Origin of the sequence: Xanthobacter sp. NM-25, assembly GCF_022138605.1 — a bacterium.
Taxonomy (GTDB): Bacteria; Pseudomonadota; Alphaproteobacteria; order Rhizobiales; family Xanthobacteraceae; genus Xanthobacter.
This window is the reverse complement of the sequence record NZ_JACBFS010000003.1, coordinates 18556-39271: the sequence shown is the minus strand read 5'-3', so window position 1 is coordinate 39271 and position 20716 is coordinate 18556. Positions and strand designations below refer to the sequence as shown.

Annotated in this window: 22 protein-coding genes; 9 read left to right on the top strand and 13 right to left on the bottom strand. The window is 63.9% G+C overall.

The window, feature by feature from the left end:
- Positions 1-21: 21 nt before the first annotated feature.
- From MEU52_RS09025 to MEU52_RS09015, 3 genes are read left to right on the top strand one after another with little or no spacing between them, the layout of a single operon-like run.
- Positions 22-792 carry an enoyl-CoA hydratase/isomerase family protein gene (locus MEU52_RS09025; RefSeq protein WP_238120952.1) on the top strand — a complete coding sequence of 257 codons (771 nt, stop codon included), beginning with the start codon at positions 22-24 and terminating at the stop codon, positions 790-792.
- Positions 793-799: 7 nt separating this feature from the next.
- Positions 800-2410 (top strand): AMP-binding protein, encoded by a 1611-nt coding sequence (locus tag MEU52_RS09020; protein WP_238120951.1) that lies wholly within the window; start codon positions 800-802, stop codon positions 2408-2410.
- Positions 2407-3279 carry a MaoC/PaaZ C-terminal domain-containing protein gene (locus tag MEU52_RS09015; RefSeq protein ID WP_238120950.1) on the top strand — a complete coding sequence of 291 codons (873 nt, stop codon included), beginning with the start codon at positions 2407-2409 and terminating at the stop codon, positions 3277-3279. The genes MEU52_RS09020 and MEU52_RS09015 overlap by 4 nt, the downstream gene beginning before the upstream one ends.
- Before the next feature lie 96 nt (positions 3280-3375).
- Here the strand turns inward: MEU52_RS09015 and MEU52_RS09010 are convergent, their stop codons facing one another.
- Positions 3376-4137, bottom strand: coding sequence for a hypothetical protein (locus tag MEU52_RS09010; protein WP_238121437.1), 762 nt, complete (start codon positions 4135-4137; stop codon positions 3376-3378).
- Between MEU52_RS09010 and MEU52_RS09005 the strand changes: the two genes are divergently transcribed.
- From MEU52_RS09005 to MEU52_RS22000, 3 genes are all read left to right on the top strand, one after another.
- A complete protein-coding gene (locus MEU52_RS09005) occupies positions 4121-4246 on the top strand; it encodes an integrase core domain-containing protein (protein WP_443266414.1) in 126 nt (41 codons plus the stop codon). The two genes, MEU52_RS09010 and MEU52_RS09005, sit on opposite strands and share 17 nt — an antisense overlap.
- Before the next feature lie 493 nt (positions 4247-4739).
- Positions 4740-5087: a DDE-type integrase/transposase/recombinase gene (locus MEU52_RS09000; RefSeq protein ID WP_337927115.1), complete on the top strand. Its 348-nt coding sequence runs from the start codon at positions 4740-4742 to the stop codon at positions 5085-5087.
- Positions 5059-5232: an integrase core domain-containing protein gene (locus tag MEU52_RS22000; protein ID WP_443266411.1), complete on the top strand. Its 174-nt coding sequence runs from the start codon at positions 5059-5061 to the stop codon at positions 5230-5232. The genes MEU52_RS09000 and MEU52_RS22000 overlap by 29 nt, the downstream gene beginning before the upstream one ends.
- Before the next feature lie 153 nt (positions 5233-5385).
- On the opposite strand, the gene MEU52_RS08995 is transcribed toward MEU52_RS22000, so the two are convergent.
- The 4 genes from MEU52_RS08995 to MEU52_RS08980 all read right to left on the bottom strand — a co-directional run bounded on the left by MEU52_RS08995 (position 5386) and on the right by MEU52_RS08980 (position 8561).
- A complete protein-coding gene (locus MEU52_RS08995; protein ID WP_238120948.1) occupies positions 5386-5619 on the bottom strand; it encodes a hypothetical protein in 234 nt (77 codons plus the stop codon).
- A 2-nt stretch (positions 5620-5621) separates the two neighbouring features.
- Complete coding sequence (locus MEU52_RS08990) at positions 5622-5867, bottom strand: hypothetical protein (RefSeq protein ID WP_238120947.1); 246 nt, start codon at positions 5865-5867, stop codon at positions 5622-5624.
- Between the two features lie 357 nt (positions 5868-6224).
- Complete coding sequence (locus MEU52_RS08985) at positions 6225-7637, bottom strand: O-linked N-acetylglucosamine transferase, SPINDLY family protein (protein ID WP_238120946.1); 1413 nt, start codon at positions 7635-7637, stop codon at positions 6225-6227.
- A 138-nt stretch (positions 7638-7775) separates the two neighbouring features.
- Complete coding sequence (locus tag MEU52_RS08980; protein WP_238120945.1) at positions 7776-8561, bottom strand: N-formylglutamate amidohydrolase; 786 nt, start codon at positions 8559-8561, stop codon at positions 7776-7778.
- Between the two features lie 160 nt (positions 8562-8721).
- On the opposite strand from MEU52_RS08980, the gene MEU52_RS08975 reads away from it, so the two are divergent.
- Entirely contained in the window at positions 8722-9528 is an 807-nt protein-coding gene (locus MEU52_RS08975; RefSeq protein WP_238120944.1) for a transglutaminase-like domain-containing protein, read from the top strand.
- 138 nt (positions 9529-9666) lie between these two features.
- Positions 9667-9921, top strand: a complete 255-nt coding sequence (gene rpsU / locus MEU52_RS08970; protein ID WP_238121404.1) for a 30S ribosomal protein S21 — start codon at positions 9667-9669, stop codon at positions 9919-9921.
- 52 nt (positions 9922-9973) lie between these two features.
- On the opposite strand, the gene MEU52_RS08965 is transcribed toward rpsU, so the two are convergent.
- Entirely contained in the window at positions 9974-10348 is a 375-nt protein-coding gene (locus MEU52_RS08965) for a hypothetical protein (RefSeq protein ID WP_238120943.1), read from the bottom strand.
- 523 nt (positions 10349-10871) lie between these two features.
- On the opposite strand from MEU52_RS08965, the gene MEU52_RS08960 reads away from it, so the two are divergent.
- Entirely contained in the window at positions 10872-11081 is a 210-nt protein-coding gene (locus tag MEU52_RS08960; protein ID WP_238120942.1) for a cold-shock protein, read from the top strand.
- A gap of 1003 nt (positions 11082-12084) precedes the next feature.
- On the opposite strand, the gene MEU52_RS08955 is transcribed toward MEU52_RS08960, so the two are convergent.
- The 7 genes from MEU52_RS08955 to MEU52_RS08925 form a co-directional block, all read right to left on the bottom strand.
- Positions 12085-12840, bottom strand: coding sequence for a thioesterase family protein (locus MEU52_RS08955; RefSeq protein WP_238120941.1), 756 nt, complete (start codon positions 12838-12840; stop codon positions 12085-12087).
- A 467-nt stretch (positions 12841-13307) separates the two neighbouring features.
- On the bottom strand, positions 13308-14807 hold the full coding sequence (locus MEU52_RS08950; protein WP_238120940.1) for a tripartite tricarboxylate transporter permease: 1500 nt from the start codon (positions 14805-14807) through the stop codon (positions 13308-13310).
- 11 nt (positions 14808-14818) lie between these two features.
- Positions 14819-15241 carry a tripartite tricarboxylate transporter TctB family protein gene (locus MEU52_RS08945; RefSeq protein WP_337927104.1) on the bottom strand — a complete coding sequence of 141 codons (423 nt, stop codon included), beginning with the start codon at positions 15239-15241 and terminating at the stop codon, positions 14819-14821.
- Positions 15242-15461: 220 nt separating this feature from the next.
- Positions 15462-16247, bottom strand: a complete 786-nt coding sequence (locus MEU52_RS08940) for an enoyl-CoA hydratase/isomerase family protein (protein ID WP_238120938.1) — start codon at positions 16245-16247, stop codon at positions 15462-15464.
- Positions 16244-18358 carry an acetate--CoA ligase family protein gene (locus MEU52_RS08935; protein ID WP_238120937.1) on the bottom strand — a complete coding sequence of 705 codons (2115 nt, stop codon included), beginning with the start codon at positions 18356-18358 and terminating at the stop codon, positions 16244-16246. The genes MEU52_RS08940 and MEU52_RS08935 overlap by 4 nt, the downstream gene beginning before the upstream one ends.
- On the bottom strand, positions 18351-19448 hold the full coding sequence (locus tag MEU52_RS08930; RefSeq protein WP_238120936.1) for an acyl-CoA dehydrogenase family protein: 1098 nt from the start codon (positions 19446-19448) through the stop codon (positions 18351-18353). The genes MEU52_RS08935 and MEU52_RS08930 overlap by 8 nt, the downstream gene beginning before the upstream one ends.
- A complete protein-coding gene (locus MEU52_RS08925; RefSeq protein ID WP_238120935.1) occupies positions 19445-20611 on the bottom strand; it encodes an acyl-CoA dehydrogenase family protein in 1167 nt (388 codons plus the stop codon). The genes MEU52_RS08930 and MEU52_RS08925 overlap by 4 nt, the downstream gene beginning before the upstream one ends.
- Positions 20612-20716: the final 105 nt, after the last annotated feature.

Sequence of the window (20716 nt, the reverse complement as noted above, 5' to 3'; positions counted from 1 at the left end):
CCGCATTCTGGGGAGGCAAAAATGGAACATCTCGCGGTGGAGCGTCCCTCTGCGGCGCTGGCGGTCGTGCGCCTGATGGGCGCGGGACGCGTCAACCTCATGTCCTATGCCATGCTGACGGAGCTGTGGCGAACCGCTCACGACCTGCAGGCCGACGACGCCCTTCGGGTCGTCGTGGTGACAGGATCCACCAATGCCTTTTCCGCCGGCATGAACCTGCGGCAGCAGGAGGTGAGCGCATTCGAGCAGTTCAGCGTCGAGCAACGCCTGCACATCCATGCCTTCGGCGCGCGCGCGTGCAAGGCGTGGGAGGAGCTGGATGCGGTCACCGTCGCGGCCATCGAAGGTCACTGCATCGGCGGCGGCATCGCGTTCGCCACGGCCCTGGATTTCCGCGTCGCCTCCCAGGCCGCCACCTTCAGCGCGCCAGAACTGCGCCATGGCATGAACATGAGCTGGCAGAGCCTGCCCCGCCTCGTGTCGCTGGTGGGGCCGGCGCGCGCACGACGTCTGGTGATGCTCGCCGAAAGCATCGGCGCCCAGGACGCCCTCGACTGGGGCCTCGTGGACAGCGTTTGCGCGCCGGGCGAGGCCTTCGATGCCGCACGCCAGCTCGCCGAGCGGCTCGCCGCCATGCCCCCTGCTCCCCTACGCATGACCAAGCATGCGGTGAACCAGGCCGCCGGTCCCCTCAACCATGCCGTCAGCTACATGGATCTGGAGCAGTATGCGCTGTGCCAGTCCACCGACGCGCACCGCGCCAGCATTGATGCCTTCCTGCGGCGGGGATGAGCCGACCATGACCAACCCCGTCGATTTCGCGCGTGCGGGCCCGCAGACCTTCCCCGAGGCCATCGCCCGCCACGCTGTAACCTGCCCCACCCATGTCTTCCTGCGTGACGGTGAATCCAGCCTCACCTATCGGGAGACCCATGAGGCCATCGAGCGGCTGGCGGCGGTGTTCGCCAGCCACGGCATCGGGTCGGAGCAACGTTGCGTCATCCTGATGGAGAACGGGCTCGACTATGCCCTGGCCTGGCTGGCTCTGGCCCGCCTGGGGGCCATCTCCGTCCTCATCAACCAGGCCCATCTTGGGGATATTCTGGAGCACCAGCTCCGCCTTGCCGCGCCCGACGCCTTCGTGCTGGACGAGGTCCAGGCCGGCAAGCTCGCGGCCCTGCCAGACCAGAGCCAGATCGAGGGCGCCACCGTGTTTCATGGCACAAGCGCCGCCCCGGCCGCGGCACCCTACCCCATGGGTGCGCGCGTCGTGGATCTGTGGCGCGCGCCGGGCGATCCGGCGGCCCTGGCGCCCATCGAACGTCCGGCTCTCTCCGCCATTCAGTCGATCTTCTACACATCAGGCACCACCGGACCATCGAAGGCCGTGGCTTACACCCACACACAGAGCTGGCAGACCGCCTGGACGGTGGCGGAACATCTCGACGCCACGGACGTCTTCTACATGACAAATCCCATGTGTCATGTGAGCCTGCCGCACTGCCTGGGCGCCGCCCTGCTGGCGGGGGGCACCCTTGCCGTGCGCGCCAAGTTCAGCGCCAGCTCCTTTTGGAGCGACGTCCGAGCCTATGGTGCCACCGTCACCATGATGCTCGGCTCGGTGGCGAACTTTGTGGCCAGCCGCCCGGTTGCTCCCGATGACCGCAAGCACCCCTTGCGCAAGGTGCTGATGGTGCCGCTGCTCGAAGATGTTTCCGACTTCTGCGCGCGCTTCGGTGTGACCGTCATGAGCTGGTTCAACATGACCGAGCTCAGCGTCCCCCTGCACACGGGCGGGTTTTCTCACATGGCCGAGCCGCTGCCTCTTCGGCCACGGGCAGGGGCCATGGTCCGGATCGTGGATGCGGACGATCGGCCGCTGGCGCCCGGCACGCCGGGGGAATTGGTGGTGCGCCACGACACGCCCTGGCAGATCAGCCGCGGGTATTGGCGCAATGCCGAGGCGACCGTGGACGCCTGGCGGAACCAATGGTTCCACACCGGCGATCTGTTCGTGGAAAATCCACCAGGCCACTATCGCTTTCTCGACCGGATGAAGGATTGCATCCGCCGGCGCGGCGAAAATATCGCCTCCTTTGAAGTCGAGCAGCAGATCCTCTGCCACGCCGCCGTGGAAGAAGCCGCGGTGGTGGGCGTGGCCTCGGCGGATGGAGAGCAGGAGGTTCTCGCGGTCGTGGTCCTGAAGGCCGATGCGAGCCTTGCGCCGGAGGAGCTTCTCGACTTCCTGGGGGACCGCCTGCCGCATTTCTGCGTGCCGCGCTATGTCACCCCGCGCCGCGAGCCGCTGCCCAAGACCCCCACCGGCAAAGTGATCAAAACAGAACTGCGGGAAACCGCCGTCCGCGAGGCCTGGGACCGTGAGCAGCACGGCTACCGGAGGCGTCGATGACCGGCCCCCTGCCCCATCTCAACGCGGCCTGCTGCGGCACCCGGCTGGGTCCGGTGGAAACCGAGCTCACACCCCGCAAGCTGATGAGCTACGCCGCCGCCCTGGGCGCCACGAACGACATCTACATGGACGACCTGCGGGCCGGCGGCATCATCGGCCTGCCGCCCTTTGCCGTCGTGCCCGAGTGGGAGATCATGAACGGTCGCCCCTATCGCGATGCGGTGGGCATGGACGATGCCGGCATGTGGGCCTGCCTTCACGTGCAGCAGGACAGCACCTTCCTTGCCCCGCTGCATCCGGGCATGCGGATCGCCACGTCCGGCGAGATCGCATGTGTGCGCCGAACCCGGCTCGGAGCCTATGTGGCGACCCGGCTGACCACCTGCTGCGCCGCGACCGGCGCCCCCCTCGTCGAAAGCTGGTTCTGCGGCATCTTCCTCGACCGCTTCCCGGATGGACCCGACCGCGCTGTGGCGACGCCACCGGACCTGCTCACGGGCGGGTTCTCAACGCCCCCACGACCGCTGCTCCGGGTCGAGCGGACCCTGCCCCATCTCTACAGCGAAGCATCGGCGATCTGGAATCCAATCCACACGGAACGCCTCCGCGCACGCGAGACCGGGCTGCCCGACATTCTGCTGCATGGCACGTGCACCTGGGCCGCGGCCGGCCGCGCGCTGATCGATCTGCTGGGAGAAGGCGATCCGACCCGGCTGCGTCGCCTCGGCGGGCGTTTCTCTGCTCCCGCTCTGGTCGAACGCGAGCTCTTCATCTCGGTGGAACCCGCAGCAGGGCGGCTCTGGCGCTTCCAGGTCACCGATGACCGTGGCGCGGTTATTCTCGCTGATGGAAAGGCAATCATCGCGTAATGCTGAGCAGCAGCGCTGCCGATAACCCGCCCGCGCGCGCATCCTTCGATTCCTGCGAAGGAGAGGACGCCAAAGCCTGGCATCAAATACGCAAGCTCATCTCAGACGAATGAGCAGCGCAAGACAGTGAAACGTCGCGGCAGCAGCAACAGTCATGCTGATGAGCGCAGAGATATTGCGTGCGCGGCGAGCGATGACAGCCGCGCCCGCGCCCGGATGCGTGTGGCGGTGGCCGCGGTACCACATGGCGCCGGCCGCCGCCGCCGGCAATACGGCCGCGCTTAAATGAAACAGACAGAATGCGGACAACCCCATCCGGACGGAAAGCAGGGCCACCAGCATGGTTGCAAGGCCGGTCCGCGACGACGAAAGACTGGTGCGTTCCGGTTGAAGACTCGCATCCTTCATGGCGTTCCACATCTCCCCTAGCTCGCGAATATCAGACCCGCGAGGACCGATGCGAGCGCAGTGGTAAGGGATGGTCAAGGCGGGCACCCGCATGGCATTGGCGCCGTCATCGGTCGCAAGGCCCGCAGGATTGTCCCCGGCCAGACGGATCATCAGCCGCGCCGGCACGCCGCTGCGGGCGCTCCAATCCACCGCCTTGGCAGTTTCCGCCGCGGGCGAAGCACCACGCGGGATGCGGAACACCACGCCGCCACGGACCTCAGCGAGACCCGCGCTGGCAATGGCATCCGCGATCCCGTCACGATCCGCCGGCGCGAAGCCGGGGCGGATGAACTGCGCGTATTTCCTGCTGGCGCCCCGCCCCGCCGCGTCCGCCGGCGCATGGCATTGAGCATGAGCATTCTGCAGAGGCGACAGCACCAGCCGCACGCCCTTGCCCCCGCGCACCATCAGCTCATGGAAGGAGGACTACAATTTGAACCGACCCCATTCGGCGCTGGGCCATCGATCCCCCGCCGAGTTTGCCGCAACACTCACACTGGAAACCGTGGCCGCCTGAGGCCACAAACCAACCTGCGGACTCTCGCCTGAACCGGGAAAAATGGGGATCAGATCAGGAACCATGCGCAACGGTCACGCTATTTGCGGATTCACCATTTCGCCCGTCGTGCAGAATATATTTTTAGATTAAATTAACGAAATTTATATTCTATTATACGCAAAATTGCGCTATGATTTTATTTATGAAACAAAATATCGCACAGAACGCCTATCTTTCTACTCCTGAACGTCGACGCCAACTTGAGGAGTCAACGAACCGCGCAATGGCCCGCTATAGGAGCGAATTCGATGCAGTTCGCGAGAAGACCTCTCGCCTCCGCGCCGAGCGAGAGGCACGGGAAGCGGAAGAAGCGTCGAAACTCTCAAAATTGGGAATAGCCAAATAGCCTGTGCGGGCTATTCGAACGCTTGGCCCGCTACGGCTCTCCACCGGACGGGTTCATAGGTCGATCACGGCTCTTCCGTAGCGGCTCCCAGGAGCACGGGCGGCCATCCCGCCGGGAGCGAACCAGCACTGGAGCCTCGACTTCGTGCCCGCTGCCCTGGACGACGGCCACCGCTTTTGGGTACTGAACATTGTCGACGACTTCACTCGTGAATGCCTGGCGCTGGTGGTAGACACCTCGCTTTCTCGTTCCCGAGTGGCGCGCGAGCTCAATGAGCTCATCGCCCGTCGCAGCCGCCCCCCGCATGATCGTCTCGGACAATGGCACGCGGAGCTGGTCAGCCGGGCCATCCTCGGCTTCGGCGAGGAAACCGCCATCCAATGGCACGACATTGCCCCCGGGCAAGCCGATCCAGAACGCCTTCGTGGAGAGCTTCAACGGCTGCATACATAACGAGTGCATCAATGAGCGCGCCTTCTCCTCGCTTGCCGAGGCGCGGCGGATCATCGAGTCTTGGTGCGGATCGACGACACATCGTCGGGAGCCATACGAGCCTCGACAGCCCGTCTCCGTCGATGTTCGCCTGCCGATCCCATAAAATATTCAAGACCCAACCGGGCCCAACTTAGAGCTGCCAGGAAAACGGGACGCACGCCACATCCCCCAGGCTGTCGAAGGAGCTGTTTGGCCGCATCAAGCCGGTGCGCGACCTCCAAGGATTGAAGTCGCACCGGCATCTCTCCTCCTGCATTTATATGGCCGATTGTCTCAGGCACCAATCCCAATAGGCATCAACACCTTGTTCGAGGGTGTGCGGAATCGGATGACCGGAAACATCGATGAGCTGTGCGTCAAGCTGCGCGGCAACGATCTGCCAGAAGCGGTCGACGAAGGACTGGATGTCGGCTTCGACGATCACCCCTCGCGCGCGCAGGCCGCGTTCGCAGACGGAACGGGCGACGATCTCATCGGTGAGGGCGACCATGTTCATGCGCTGCGTGTGAGGGTGACGCTCCCAGAGCGCTGCATGGCATCGGCGAATGTGGCCACGGCGACCCAGGCCTGGGCTGTCAGGCGAGAATTGGCCGCCCCCTCGATCTGGTCCAACAAAGAACCTGCATGTTGCCCCATGGGATGACGCCGAACGAAGGTGGCAGCCTCCTCAAGAGAGCGCATCACTTGGATCTGTCCGTCGACGGAAAGTCGAAGCGCGTGGTTGTTGGGCTGGGGCATGGAGGACTCCGAATTTTGCGGTGCTGCGAACACGCAAGCCACCCACCCATTCGGCGAGCCTTACGATAGAGACATTATCGGCGAGGAATGCGGTTTTCGGATGTCCGCTGGAAGCAAGTAGGGGTGTTTGCCAAACCCGTGCGACGATTACAGAAGGTGCAGCTCAGCTCGAAAGAAGCCTCGTGGCCAAGGACATTGTTGAGTATCCACCCGAGCGGCGCCCCGGTTCGGGCGCGTCTGACCCGTTAATCACCAGGCGGGGCGCTCTTCTTCCAAGGCGCCGCATCGCCAAAGGCAGCGCTACACTCCGGGAACGGGTCGGCACCGATGTGCCCGATCGCCACGACCGGCAACTGACTATTCGCCCAGAGATCGACCTTCGCGATGGACGCTCCGAAGGTGTCCGTCTTTGTCGCTGGCTCCGATTGCGTCCGGCAGAAGGTGCGCGCGGTGGCGGTGCACCATGGTTCGATAAAGGCATTCCAAACTGGCGGTATAACTCGCCACGTCGAATAGCGGCGTCTTCAGACGGTTCGCGGCAAGGCGCGCGGTGATGCCGGCATGGCGCGCCTCATCCATGGCGAGTTTGTAGGCAAGCTCGAAATAGGCCTCGGGACTGTCAGCTATGAGATCAGAAAGCCCGATGGCATGCAGGATTGAGCCGGCAACGCGGGATGGGAAGGTCTGCCCCGCATAGGTCACCACCGGAACCCCGGCCCACAGGGCATCGCTCGCAGTCGTGTGTGCGTTGAACGGCGAGGTGTCGAGCACTAGGTCGGCGAGCTGAAGCCGCGCGAGGTGCTCCGCTTGGGGCAGGTTCCCTCCGAAGATGAGCCGTCGGGCATCCACGCCCCGCCGGATCGCCTCGCTGCGCAGATTTCCGGCGGCGTCGGGATGATCCATTAGCCACAGGACGCTGTCTGGCACCATGGCCAGAAGGCGACACCAGATGTCGAAGACGTCGGGCGAAATCTTATAGGGCTGGTTGAAGCAGCAGAAGACAAAGCCCTCTCCGGGCAGCCCGGCTTCACGTCGGCCCGGCCGCTTTCCGAGCGGCGTGGTGCGCCCATGGGGATGATAGGAGTGGGGCATATAGGCGAATGACTCGGTATAGTCCTCCGCGGTGTCGGCGGGGGTTAGAAACGGATCGGTGATCAGATAGTCGCAGACCCCGGCCCCCATGGTGCCCGGATAACCGAGATAGTTCACGATGATCGGGGCCGGCCGCAGCAGCACGATGCCTGTCCGCGCCCGGGCGGTGAACCCTTTCAGATCGATAAGGATGTCCACGCCGTCCGCATGAATGCGCCGGGCTGCCGCGGTGTCGTCAAGTTCGCAGATGTCCACGAAATGATCACAGGCCGTCGTCAGCCGGCGGCGCATGGGCAGGCCATCATCGGCGCCGAAGGAATAAGAGAAGACCTCGAAATCGTCACGCCGATGCGCCTCCAGGACCTCGATGAGCAGATGCGCGGTGGCGTGCTCGTGAAAATCATTGGAGAGATAGCCGAGCCGAATGGGCCCCGATCCGGGATCAGGAAAGGTGAAGCCCAGGGCCGTACGCTTCGCAGCGGCCTCCGAGCGGCGATCGCGCGTCCAAAGCTCTGAGCACGCGCGCTGCTGCGCCGCGCTCATGCCAGGGACGGACAAGAGGTGGAAGGGGGCGAGACGGTGGCCGTCCTCCCTCGCCAGAACAGCTTTCAGGCCGGCATCGTCACTCGCCAGCTCGTCCCACTCGCACATCTGGCGCTTACGTCCGAAACTATCCACGGGACCACCACACCTCGCCGTTCACCCCGGCCGTCTGGCGCGGAGCATCTGTCGGCCGAGTTGGCGGAGAGGAGACAAACCGCAATCTCGAAGTTCAGATTCTTCGATACAAGCAAGAAATGCGCCGAGTGACGTCATTCACCGATCCAGGCGACCACCCGCCTGCCAGGCACCCGGCTCATCTGCCTCTTGTCCGGCAAAGCACTCGGCGAGGCTGAGCGGCAACACCATGGCCATGCGTTCCGCCCATTCCTGCTGGCCTCGCGGCTGGGCAATGAGATCCTGGCGGATCTCGATACCCACATGGAGGATGCCCCGCCGTTCTCCATGATGGGGAATGGTCCAGTCCGTCGTGTCACCGACGGCGTAAGGCTCGTTGTTTCCGACTGTGAGGCCACGGTCTAGTCGAAGCGTCGCGAGCAAGGCCTGGGCGAAGCGGGGGGCGTGGTGATAGAGCACGCCGACATGCCAGGGGCGTTCGACCCCTTGAAAAACCGGTGTGAAGCTGTGCATGGCAATCAGCACTGTGGGCCGGGACACAGCCTGTCGCCGGTCCAATTCGGCGGCGATGTGCGCATGGTAGGGGTCGAAGATCGCGGCTTTGCGCGCAGCGCGCTCCACGGGACTGAGGCCCACATTGCCGGGCACATGGCTACCATCGCTCACCGAGGGGATGGAATCCGGCGCGTTGTGCGGGCGATTGCAGTCGATGACGAGGCGAGAATAGTTCTGTCGAATGAACGTGGCATCGAGTAGATCTGCCAGCATATGGCAGAGGCCCGCTATGCCGATATCCCATGCGATGTGCCGGTCCCGATCCCGCGCAGCGACCCCGAGTTCCCCGAGCGCGCGCGGAAAGGCATTGCCCGCATGATCCGCGACAATGAGGAACGCGGAACTGCCTTCAGAATTGAACACCGACACCGGTGGCCTATCATCCGCGGCGAGCAAAGAAGAAGTCCGAGTCACGTCTGAGATTCCTCCAGCGCCGGCGGCGCGGTGCCGGGGCCATTTGAGTTTCGCACACCACAGCCGATACGTCCGACATAGGCGGGCTCCATGCCGCGCCCATCAGAGGTTCCCCATGCAGATTCACGCGGGCTACGAAATTTCCTACACATGCCCTAAGCCGACGCCCATGATCCTTACCTTGAGCGTGCATCCTTCGCGGATCAACGACTTGGTGAACCCTGACCGCGTGCTGTTCGACCCGCCGATTGCAGCCAACACCTATCACGACAGCTTCGGAAATTTCTGCCATGTGATCGAGGCTCCAGCCGGCCGGCTCACCATGCACACGGATTTCGTGATCCGCGACAGCGGTCTGCCCGACGAGGTAGCGACAGGCGCGGAGCAGCACGCGCTCGGCGACCTGCCGGTGGAGGCGCTCATCTTCCTGTTGGGCAGCCGCTATTGCGAAACCGATCGCATGAGCGCGATCGCCTGGTCCATGTTCGGTCACATACCCAAGGGGTGGCCACTGGTGCAGGCAATCTGCGATTTCGTTCACCACCGTGTCGCTTTCGACTACGCCCACGCAAGCCCGCTGAAGAGCGCCTTCGATGCCTACACCCAGCGCCGGGGAGTGTGTCGCGACTTCGCCCACCTCGCCATCACCCTGTGCCGCTGCATGAACATTCCTGCCCGCTACTGCACAGGCTATCTCGGCGATATCGGTGTGCCACCCGATCCCGCGCCGATGGATTTCAGCGCCTGGTTCGAGGTGTATCTCGGCGGGCGCTGGTACACCTTCGACGCCCGACACAACATGCCGCGCATCGGCCGCATCCTCATGGCTCGGGGACGCGACGCGACCGACGTCGCCATGGTGACCACCTTCGGGCCGTCGACCCTCACCGGCTTCAACGTCGTGACGGACAAAACCGTGTGAGGCCAAAGGCGGTTCGCCGAGATGGTCGCTTTGCAGCGCCATTGTCTTTATCATGCCGTCACCGGCTACGGCCGGTCACCCGACCGAGCGGTCATGCAGTGGCCCGGGATTCGGATCGACATTCAGATTGGATATCTTTTGCAGGTTCTCGTCAGAGACAACAATATCGAGCAAGCCCTCAAGGTCCTTAAGAAGCGCATGCAGCGCGAGGGCGTCTTTCGCGAAATGAAGCAGCGTCGCGCCTACGAGAAGCCATCGGAACGGCGGGTGCGGGAACATGCCGAGGCTGTCCGCCGCCACCGCAAAGCGGCCCGCAAGAAGGCGCAGTATGAGGGATTGATCGCCGGGCCCAAGCGCCGCGCGAAACCACCGGGGCGATCTTCAGCCAGCTGAAGGCCAATGCCGGGACCGGAGGAAGCATCCGTGTCCCGGATAGGCACCCCTTTCAGTAGAACGGACGTGAGAGCGTGGCCTGCGCAAGACTGTTGCCGTCGGCGTCAATCGCCTCCACGATCCACGTATACATACCGCCGACACAGGGCGGACGATAGGAAACCGCACCTCGGGGGATTGTCCCGCGGCCCGGGAGCGGAACGTCAGCCCCTCCAAACTCACGGCCGCTGGGCCCGAGCAATGCGAAGCGCAGCAGCAGGGTTCCCGACGGCACGTTGTCCACCTGGAACTCCGGGCTCCGCGGCGTCGGCGTGCAGAGCGGCGTTCCGACCCAAGTGAAGTCGAGCGTCATGTCGGGGTGCAGCGCGAGAGCACTTGAGGCGCCTGCACAAAGCAGGCAGATCAGCACGCTTAAAGTTTTCATCATGATTCCTCAGGGCTTCCGGCCGGAAGCCCTGCGCAGGCTAGCACAGCCGAGTTGCCCGGTCGCCGGAAAGCTTCCAGGAAAAACGTGGCCACTCAGAAGAATTGAGTGCGCAGAGAATGAGAAATGTGCTAGAAAATGTGATGGCTGCAAATTTTAAGATTGATGATAGAGTGGAATTCGTTGTTGGCGTCCGTTCGCCACCCGGGCAATTTCGGATTATCCGGGAATTGCCCACCGATCGGAGCGAGCCGAGCTATCGCGTTAAGGGCGAGCGCGAGGCTTTTGAGCGGGTTGCGCGCGAATCGGAGTTGCGTCGCTTTGGTGCGAAAACCGGCCTTTTCGATTAAATATTTTTGGGCCTTGCCATCAACACAATCGTTCCTTACATCTCCCTCATATGATTTTGACGGCAGATCTTCCGGCGCCTCCAATGCCGTCGACGATAATTCCCTTCAATATCTAACTTTTTGTCTGCCTGAGTCCTCAGGCAGACGTTTCGCTGCGCGATTGAAAGGAAATCGTCATGAATATCGGTATTGTGAAGTGGTTCAATGCCACCAAAGGATTCGGCTTCATTCAGCCTGAGAGCGGCGGAGCGGATGTGTTCGTGCATATCTCGGCCGTGGAGCGGGCGGGGATGCAGTCCCTCTCTGAAGGACAGAAGCTCCAGTTCGAGATCGTCCGGGACGACCGGACCGGCAAAAGCTCGGCAGGCAATCTTCAGGCTGCGTGACGCTTTCGTGTCGTTGATCACGGATGTACTGGCAACGACAGAATCGCACATGAAGAAAGCAGTTGAAGGCTCCGCCTCATTAAGGCGGAGCTTTTTATTGTTAAACCGACACCTCTGTATAGAAACCGAATATTCTGAATATTTTAAGCGCCACAATTGACGTGTTTATTGTATGCACAACGACATCAGACGCCCTTTATTCCGTGTGACGTATCGCCAGCGCTTTAAGATACAGCTGACCGTACCGCAGGAGCGTGCGCTTGTCGTGCGATCGCGACATTCCGGATGCCGACAAGTCCCTGGCCCTATGGCCGCCTTTTATTGGGGGCGGTCGGCCGCCTAGCACTACTTTGGCGGAATTAAATTGGCGGTCTCCAGATAGCCCTTCAGCAGTGTGGGCGTGTCGGGGGCGGCGATGTCGAGGAGAGCGCCTTGAGGACGGCTCTGCGGGCCTGAGGCAGGATCGGTGGCGGAAGTCCCCGCCGGCGGCTTTTTCTCCTATGGCCTGCTCCAGGCGTCGATGCTGGAGGAAGGCGTAGGCGATCATGATCATCAGGGCTACGCGACGGAATTGAGTTCAAGCAGCCGGCCTACGCTCTCGATCACGGCTCCCGGAAGGCCGCATTGGCGCGGTTCCTACAAAGAAGGAGGGCTAGGAGACCGAGCATGGCCGTGATGAAAGCCTTAGCGCATGAATTCGCTGATTTTACCCAGGTGACCTGCTTCGGCTCCATCGGTCAGCGGGCGGAACGTATCCTCCTGATAGGCCGCCCCTGTCACAGACATGGGGCACTCGCGATAAGGACAGTGCTGGGCTCGATTCATATAACTGAAACAATTATAAACTCAATTATCCATAATATAATATAATTATATCGTTTATTTCCATGTATTAACGCCCTCTACGTGTCGATCAGCCCGTACCGATCGCCCATATTCAGTCTCCTCAAAGAGCCTGAATAGGATCGATCGCCACAAACCGATGGATCCTGAGCCGAGCACTTCAGGCCGGCAGGAGCACAACGCCCATCGCGCCATGACCGAAGGCGCCCGCACGGTCCACCAAATCGCCGAAGCCGAGGCCCGCGCCGCTCGCCAGCCATCGCGTCACGGGCCTCACGCCGATCCATTCACCTTCGGGCGCGCGCGTGAAGTGCACGGAGAGATCCACGTTGGGATAGCCCGCGACCGGTGGCGGACCCGGCAGACCGGGACGCGCCATGCCATGGATGGTGTCAGCGGGAGAAAGAGCGGCAAGAAAGGCTGAGGCCCTGGGGAAAAGCGGCATCTTCCAGCGAAACCACACGGCGCCATCCGGCGCCGCGCGTGGATCCAGGACATCCAGCAGCCACGGCAGGCCATGAGATGCGCTAGAAACACGCGGCGGCAGTGCTTCAGGGTCGATTGCGGGCGGCGGCGCGTCCGAAGCATAATCAGCCTCAAGGGTCGAAATGGGCGTCTCCCCGACGAATGTCATCGAGCAGCGCGCCGTTATCTCACCTTCAGCGCTTAGGGTCGCATCGAACAAGGCCACGCGACGGCCAACGCGAACCGGTTGCACGCTGACCTGCAACGGGCAACCCAAAGGAGTCGGCCGGAGAAAGTCCGTGCGAACGGAGAGAGGCCGCAGGCCATCGGGCGCCGCCCGCTCCATTTCCGCGGCCATCATGCTCGTGACCACTCCGCCATGGACGCCATTGAATGGGCCGCGGGCAAAAGGTCCCGGCTGCCACCGACCACCGCCAAGCGCTTCGATCACACACGCGCTCTCCGCCGACGTCTGAAGCAATATTCCCTCCTCTGTTGCGACCGGAATAGAGGCCAGCCTGCGAAATGCAATCCGGTCCTCAAGCAAAGGCCACACTGACCGACCCGCAGGCCCCAAAGTCCGCCACATCGGTTTCGCCAGCCCGGGCGCACACCAGAGCAGTCAGCGCGCCGGTAATGATCAACTGGCCGATCCTCAACCCGATGTCCGTAGCGGCTAGCGCGTTCGCGAGCCATAACACCGACGCAACCGGATGATCCAGCGCAGTGCGAGGCACTCCCACGCGACGCCGCGGGCCCTTGCACAGCAGCGCAGCGTCACCTCGCCTGCGCGCAGATCTCGATCCCTCCAGTTCTCGATCGCGTCACCGTATGGACAGATACGCGAGACGCGTCATCGCAGGGACCCGAAGGGCGGGTTCTGCTATTTTGAACCTGCCCTTGCCTGCACCCTGCCGGCTATTCCTGGAAGGCCTCGTCCCGTGTCTGCCGGATGGCGGGAAGGAGGACGGCGACCAGCGCGAAAGCGGCCAGCGCCAGCAACGCGGCAGAGATCGGCTGGGTGACGAACACCGTGGGATCGCCGCGGGAGATCAGCATCGCCCGCCGCAGATGTTCCTCCAGCATAGGCCCGATCACGAAGCCGAGCAGCAGCGGGGCCGGCTCGCATTCCAGCTTCACCAGCACATAGCCCAGCACGCTGAAGGCGGCCATGGTGTACACGTCCGTCGGGTTGTTGTTCACGCTGTAGACGCCGATGCAGCAGAACGCCACGATGGCCGGGAACAAGAGGTGGTACGGCACGCTCAGGAGCCGCACCCACAGCCCGATCAAGGGCAGGTTGAGCAGCACCAGCATGGCATTTCCGATCCACATGGAGGCGATCAGCCCCCAGAACAGCTCCGGCTTCTCGCTCATCACGTTCGGCCCCGGCGTGATGCCCTGGATGATCATCGCCCCGATCATCAACGCCATCACCGGATTGGACGGGATGCCGAGCGTGAGCATGGGGATGAAAGAGGTCTGGGCCCCCGCATTGTTGGCGCTCTCCGGCCCCGCCACGCCGGCGATGGCACCCTTGCCGAACTCCTGCGGATGCTTGGAGACCTTCTTCTCCAGCGAGTAGGAGGCAAACGAGGACAGCATCGCCCCGCCTCCCGGCAGGATGCCGAGGATGGAGCCCAGCGCCGTGCCACGGATCACCGGGGCGATGATGGCCTTGAACTCCTCCTTGGTGAGCAAAAGCCCCTTCACCTTGGCGGAGACGAAGGAACGTCTGGTCTCGTCCTCAAGATTCCGGATCACCTCGCCGATGCCGAACATGCCCATGGCCACCGCCACGAAGTCGAAGCCGTCCGCGAGTTCGGGCAGACCGAAGGTGAGGCGGCTCGTGCCCGTATAGATGTCCTGTCCGGAGAGACCGAGCAGGAGGCCGAGCACGATCATGCCCAGGGCTTTGATCATGGAGCCGGAGGCCAGCGTCACCGAGGCGACGAGGCCGAGGACCATCAGCGAGAAATATTCCGGCGGTCCGAAGGCCAGCGCCACCTGCGCCAATGGCGGGGAAAGGACCGCCAGCAGCACGGTGGCCACCGAGCCGGCGAAGAACGAGCCCAGTGCCGCGGTGGCCAAAGCCGCCCCGGCCCGGCCCTTGCGGGCCATCTGGTGACCATCCAGCGCGGTAACCACCGAGGAGCTCTCCCCCGGCAGGTTAATGAGGATCGCCGTGGTGGAGCCGCCATACTGCGCACCGTAATAGATGCCGGCGAGCATGATGAGCGCCGCCACGGGCGACAGCCCGAAGGTGATCGGCAGGAGCATGGCAATGGTGGCCACCGGCCCGAGGCCCGGCAGCACACCGATCAGAGTGCCCAGCAGCACACCGATGAAGCAGTAGAGGATGTTCTGGAAGCTCAGCGCGACGGTGAAGCCGAGGCCGAGATGATCAATGAGTTCCATGGCCCTGCCCCTCAGTATCCGCCGAGCCAAGGCCCGATGAGCTGGATCGGCAGCCCCAACCCCTTGATGAAGACGAGCCAGCTGAAGAAGGTGAAACCGGCGGCGAGAGGAAGGGCGGCGGCAAGCGAGAAGCTCCGGCTGCCCAGGAAGGCGAGGAGCACGCTGGCGGCCACCGCCGGCAGGAAGCCGAGGGGCTGCATGGCGGCGGCGAAGGCAATGACGGCGCAAAGCAGCATGATGAAGCCGCGCCAGGCGAAGACGCCATGAACCTGGGCGCCCGGCACCCGCAGGCCGAGCACCACCAGCAGCACCCCGAACAAGGCGAGGACCACCGACAGCACCATGGGGAAGTATCCCGGCCCCATGCGCCCCGCGCTCCCGAACATGAGGCCGCTTGCCTGAAACGCAAACACCCCACCCAGGACGATGAACACGGCCCCGCACAACACATTCGTTGGGTTCTTGACCAAAGGCACGCACCCCTCCCTCAATAGTACTGTTCTCAGTACATTTTTCTTGAATACGAAAGCGGCGCCAGACTCATCTGGAAGTCCGGGCAAGGTGTGGCCGCTTTAGGTCCGCCTAGCCGAAGCCAGCCACCGCGGCGGGTCGGGCCCCATGACCGGCTGCGATGGGAGGCCCCCGCGCCGTTCGCTAGCGCCCCTCGAAGATGGGCGGGCGCCGCTCCCGATAAGCTGCAACGGCTTCCTTGTGGTCGCGCGACGAGAAGAGCAGCCCCATGTGGGAGGAAACCTGATCGAGGTGCGTCCTCAGATCCATGGTCACGCCCTGATAAGCGGCACGCTTCATGAAACGGATAGCCAACGGCGGCCCCGCTGCGATCCGCGCCGCCAAATCCATCGTGTGGTTCATCAGGCAGGCGTCATCCACCACCGAATTCACCAGTCCGATGCGCTCCGCCTCATCGGCTTCCACGAAGCGGCCGGTCCACAGCAGCTCGAGCGCCTTCGGCATGCCGATCAGGCGCGGCAGGTACCAAGCCCCTCCGTCGCCAGCCATGATCCCGATGCGCACATAAGTTTCGGCGAAACGCGCACTGCGCCCCGCGATGCGGATATCGCCCATCAGCGCCATGTCCATGCCAGCACCCGTGGCGACTCCGTTCACCGCCACCAGCACCGGCTTGTCGATATCCAGGAGGGCGAGCGGCACCCGATAGACCCGGCTGCGCAGCCCCTCCTTGCGGGCCAACGGCCCATCGTCCTTGCGCTCGTCCATGGAACCCACGTCGCCCCCGGCGCAGAAGGCGCGCCCTGCCCCAGTGACGACGATGACTCGCACGTCGTCACGGCGCTGAGAGTCCAGTAGAGCATCGGCCCAGGCATGCAGCATCTCGGTGGTGAAGGCGTTGAGCTTCTCGGGGCGGTTCAGCGTGATCACCGCGACCTGCTCCTTCACCTCATAAAGCACTTCGCTCATGGCTCGCTCCAAATACCCAGCGCATCGACGATGGTGAGGCCCTCGCCCGACGCGTGGACGAACACCGGGTTGAGATCCAGCTCCTTGAGCGTGTCCTTCGTGTCGACCGCGATCCGGCCCAGCACAACTAGCAGCTCGGACACGGCCGTCACGTCGCACACCGGCCGCCCTCGTGCACCGTTGAGAATGGGAAATCCCTTCAAGCGTTCGATGGTCCGCCGCGCGGTGTCCGGTGAGAGCGGAGCAGGCGCGATCTGCACGTCATCGAGTATCTCGGCGAAGATCCCGCCCATACCGATCATGACCGCCGGACCGAACGTGCTGTCCTGCAGGATGCCCGCGATCATCTCCACGCCGGGCCGGGCCATTGGCTGGACCAGAACCCCGCGCAGATCGGCCTGCGGCGCATGACGACCGGCTGCCGAGATGAGGCTATCATAGGCCTCGGCAATGACAGGAGCGCTCGCCAGACCGAGACGGATGCCATCCGCCTCGGTCTTGTGGGGGATGTCCGGCGACTGGATCTTGAGCGCAACGGGAAAGCCCACGTCCTGCGCCATCTCCATCGCCTGGGTGGCGCTCTGTGCCAAGTGCTCGCGCGCGATCGGTAGACCATAAGCTGCAAGCAGGGCTTTGGCCTCATACTCGCACAGGCTGGCGCCCGGAGATCGCAGCACATCGGCCGCGTCTGCCGAGGGCGCGGCGCCCTTCGAGACGCTGAATCTCTGGTCGATTTCTCGCTGCACCTCGCCGTAATGCAGCAGGCTTTGAAGCCCGCGCACGCAACCGGTGATGGTCGTGTAGCACTGCAGGCCGAGCTCGTTCAGGATCTTCAGCGCCGCCTCCGAGGGCAGCGAATAGGTGTAGAAGAGCACGGGCTTGCCCAGAGACTTGGCGACCCGCGCGATGTCCTTGCCTTCGCTCAGAAGGCGCGCCTCATGGGCGAAGGAAGCCGCGACGATGATGGCGTCGATCCCATCGCAATCGCCAAGCACCTCCAGGCTCTGGGCATAGCCGTTCACCCCTTGGGCCGTGATGTCAACCGGGTTCTGCGTGGAGCCATAGGACGGGATGAAGCTCGCCAGCCGCGCCTGCCGCTCCGGATCGATGGGTGGGAGCACAAAGCCGTGCCCCTCGCAGGTGTCGGCAAGCCACACGCCGGTTCCGCCGGAGGTGGAGACGATGGCGACCCGGTTGCCCCGTGGCAGGGGCTGATGGGCGAGCGCTGTCGCGAGGTCCAGCATATCGTCCTGATCGTCGGCCGACTGAACGCCATAATGATCGAGCACCGCGTCGGACACCCGCACCGAGCCGGCGATGGCGCCGGTATGGGACTGTGCCGCGCGCTGTCCGGCTGAGGAGCGGCCCACCTTCGCCATGATGATGGGCTTGCCCAGGCGGGCGGCACGCTCCGCCGAGCGCAGGAAGGCCTCGGGATCGCGCACGCTCTCCACATACATCAGCACGCATTTGACCGAGGGCTGGTCAAGCAGATAGTCGAGGAAGTCGTTGCTCTCCAGATCGACCTGGTTGCCCACGCTCACGATGTGGCTGAAGGCGAGATTGCGACGGCAGCCGCGATTGTAGAGCGAGAAGCCCAGCCCGCCGCTCTGGGACACGATCCCCAACCGAGGGGTCGTGTCGGCGAGGGCCGGAGCATCGATATTGACGCCAGGGCTAAAGGTGGCGGCGATATTGGCGCCCACCGTGTAGAAGCCCTCCGCATTGGGCCCGCAGACCCTTAGGCCGGTGCTGGCGCAGATCTCAGCGATCTCACGCTGGAGACGGTGTCCCTCCTCACCCTCTTCCGAGAAGCCCGAACTGAACACGACAGCCCCGCCGATGCCACGCTGCGCGCACCGCTCCAGCGTTTCGGGCACCTGGGCCGCCGGTACCGCGACGAGCGCGAGGTCGATGGGATCGGGGAGGTCCTCCACGCGGGCGAAAGCCGCCAGCCCTCCGACGGTGGGACGGGCCGGATTGACCGGATAGAGCGCGCCAGCATAGCCGTGACGCTGAAGCATGCGCAGGATCTTGCCGCCGATCTTGCTGGGACTGTCCGACGCGCCGATCACCGCGATGCCGGCCGGATTGAAGAAACGATCAAGCATGTCCAGCAACGGCCCCGGTTTGAAGTGAACGATACTGCTCCGGGGCTACGATCATGGCCCACAGATGGTCCCCGCCAAGGCAGGCCACTTGCTCGCCGATCCAGCGCGCCCATTCGACCTCGTTGCCGAATTCATCGCGCCAGGCCATCAGCCGACGGGTGTGGAAGTGCAGCGGATGCTCATAGGTGAAGCCCATAGCGCCATGCACTTGATGGGCGGCGGCGATGACGGTTCCGGCGGCCTCGCTGGCGCGAAGCTTAGCCGCACCGGCCTCGAACGCCGCGCCATCGCCGGCGAGCGCCGCCGCCAGCATAGCGGCCTGTGACGCAGCGGCCTGCGACGCCAACTCGACCACCTGGTGCTGAATGGCCTGGAACTGGGCAATGGGCCGCCCGAACTGCACGCGCTCACGGGCATATTGAACGGTCATCGTCAGCACAGCCTGCATGGCGCCAGCCATCTGCGCCGCGCGGATCAGCGCGCCCTCACGATAGAGCACACCGGCAGACGCGGCGGTGCCCGGTTGGCCAACCCATGCATCCGATATCGGCCAAGCCGAAAGATCGAACGTATCGCGCGGTTCGTGTGCGCAGTTGATATCGAGATGGGTCGGCTGCGCTCCCATGACCACCACGGTACGAGGCCCGTCGGCACTTGCGGCCGTGGCGACGACGGCGGTCGCGTTACGCCCCCAGGGCACGCGTGCCAGCCGGCCCGAAAGGCGCCAGCTACCCGGCTCGCCCGTCAAGTTCAGGTCCGACGGCAGGCCAACGAGCGTAAGGGGTCCCTCCAGCGCCTCGTCGTCCAGCCCCGCCGCAGCCAGAGCGCGTCGCGCGAGGAGGTTTTCCATCAGCGGAAGGGGAACCGCGTGAGCACCCGCGACGCCGGCGATGGTGACGAGCGCCACGAGATCCAGAGGGTCTTCCTCCGGACCGCCCGGACGGATCATCGTCAGCCCGAGGTCGGCCGCCATGTCCCACAAGGAACTCTGCCACTCTCCTTGTTCGGCAAGGACGCGGAGCGCCTCCGTGCAGGTGTCGGCGAACAGCTTTGTCGCCGAGTCGCTTATCATTTTCGTAAGTTCGTTCATCGCATGCCCAGGCTCTTGGCGAGGATTCCGCGCAGGATCTCGCGCGTACCGCCTCGAATGGTGAATGAAGGCGCGTGCAGGGAAATATGGTCGAGCGCATGGGCGAGGGCCGGATTACCTGCGGCGCCGAAGCGCGCCTGTTCCGGCACCACCTTGCGCACCACCTCAGGAATCTCCCGCTCGAAGGTCGTACCGAGATCCTTGACGAGCGCCGCCTCGGTGTTGGGCAGAGAGCCCTCCTCTACCATTCCGGCAATGGAGCCCGACATCTGGTGGAGGGTCCAGAGATGGGCCGCGAGGCGGCCCACAGCCTGACGCGTCGCACCGGCGTCCGGCCCTTTCCTTTTCGCTTGGTCCGCCAGTTGGCGGAGCAGGAAGTAGGAGCTGAGCCACCGGTCAGGCCCGCTACGCTCGTAGACAAGCTCGCTTGTGACCTGCTTCCAGCCTTGCCCCTCTTCACCCACCAGCATCGCGTCCGGCACAAACACGCCGTCGAACACCACCTCGTTAAAGTCCTGTTCGCCGGCAAGATTGCGGATCGGACGCACCGCGATCCCCGGGGACGACAGGTCCACGAGAAACTGGCTGACGCCTTCGCGCCGGGTCGGCCCGGCTTCGCCCGTGCGAGCGAACAGAATCATCATGTGGACCCGGTGGGCGTTGCTGGTCCAGAGCTTGGCGCCATTGACCTGCCAGCCCCCCTCCACCTTCACCGCCTTGGTGCGAATAGAGGCGAGGTCCGAGCCTGAATCGGCCTCGCTCATGCCGATGCAGAAGAAACACTCCCCGGCCGCAATGCGCGGCAGGTAGGTCTGACGCTGGTCCTCGGTTCCGAATTTCAACAGCAACGGGCCGCTCTGTCGATCCGCGACCCAGTGCGCCCTGACCGGCGCGCTCGCGGCAAGCAGCTCTTCCGTCACCACCAAGCGCTCCATGGCGGTGCGCTCGTGCCCGCCATAGCGCTTAGGCCAGGTCATGCCGATCCAGCCTTTGCGGGCAAGCGCCCGGGTGAAGGCTGGGTCGTAGCCAGCCCAGCCTTCCGCGCCTGGCGCGTAAGCGCCGGAAGACTGGCGCTCCGCCAGGAATCGCCTGACCTCGTCTCTTAGGGCTGCAAGCTCGGGCCGAGGGGGAAGGGGCTCGAACTGAATGGACTGACTGACCAAAGGCGCTGCTCCACTCGCTTCGTGCCGGATCGCGGGCCTCGCAAATCGCGGCGGACGGACAATAGATGCTTTTCTCACTTGTGAAACATTTTTTTTCATATATGA

What these genes read in the sequence shown, in the direction of transcription:
- MEU52_RS08940 (WP_238120938.1), bottom strand. Translation starts at nt 16,247, where the DNA reads ATGAGCGAAGTGCTTTATGAGGTGAAGGAGCAGGTCGCGGTGATCACG.
- MEU52_RS08995 (WP_238120948.1), bottom strand. Translation starts at nt 5,619, where the DNA reads ATGGTCGCCCTCACCGATGAGATCGTCGCCCGTTCCGTCTGCGAACGC.
- MEU52_RS08950 (WP_238120940.1), bottom strand. Translation starts at nt 14,807, where the DNA reads ATGGAACTCATTGATCATCTCGGCCTCGGCTTCACCGTCGCGCTGAGC.
- MEU52_RS08960 (WP_238120942.1), top strand. Translation starts at nt 10,872, where the DNA reads ATGAATATCGGTATTGTGAAGTGGTTCAATGCCACCAAAGGATTCGGC.
- MEU52_RS09025 (WP_238120952.1), top strand. Translation starts at nt 22, where the DNA reads ATGGAACATCTCGCGGTGGAGCGTCCCTCTGCGGCGCTGGCGGTCGTG.
- MEU52_RS09015 (WP_238120950.1), top strand. Translation starts at nt 2,407, where the DNA reads ATGACCGGCCCCCTGCCCCATCTCAACGCGGCCTGCTGCGGCACCCGG.
- MEU52_RS08990 (WP_238120947.1), bottom strand. Translation starts at nt 5,867, where the DNA reads ATGCCCCAGCCCAACAACCACGCGCTTCGACTTTCCGTCGACGGACAG.
- MEU52_RS08935 (WP_238120937.1), bottom strand. Translation starts at nt 18,358, where the DNA reads ATGCTTGATCGTTTCTTCAATCCGGCCGGCATCGCGGTGATCGGCGCG.
- MEU52_RS08930 (WP_238120936.1), bottom strand. Translation starts at nt 19,448, where the DNA reads ATGAACGAACTTACGAAAATGATAAGCGACTCGGCGACAAAGCTGTTC.
- MEU52_RS09010 (WP_238121437.1), bottom strand. Translation starts at nt 4,137, where the DNA reads ATGGTGCGCGGGGGCAAGGGCGTGCGGCTGGTGCTGTCGCCTCTGCAG.
- MEU52_RS09020 (WP_238120951.1), top strand. Translation starts at nt 800, where the DNA reads ATGACCAACCCCGTCGATTTCGCGCGTGCGGGCCCGCAGACCTTCCCC.
- MEU52_RS08975 (WP_238120944.1), top strand. Translation starts at nt 8,722, where the DNA reads ATGCAGATTCACGCGGGCTACGAAATTTCCTACACATGCCCTAAGCCG.
- MEU52_RS08965 (WP_238120943.1), bottom strand. Translation starts at nt 10,348, where the DNA reads ATGATGAAAACTTTAAGCGTGCTGATCTGCCTGCTTTGTGCAGGCGCC.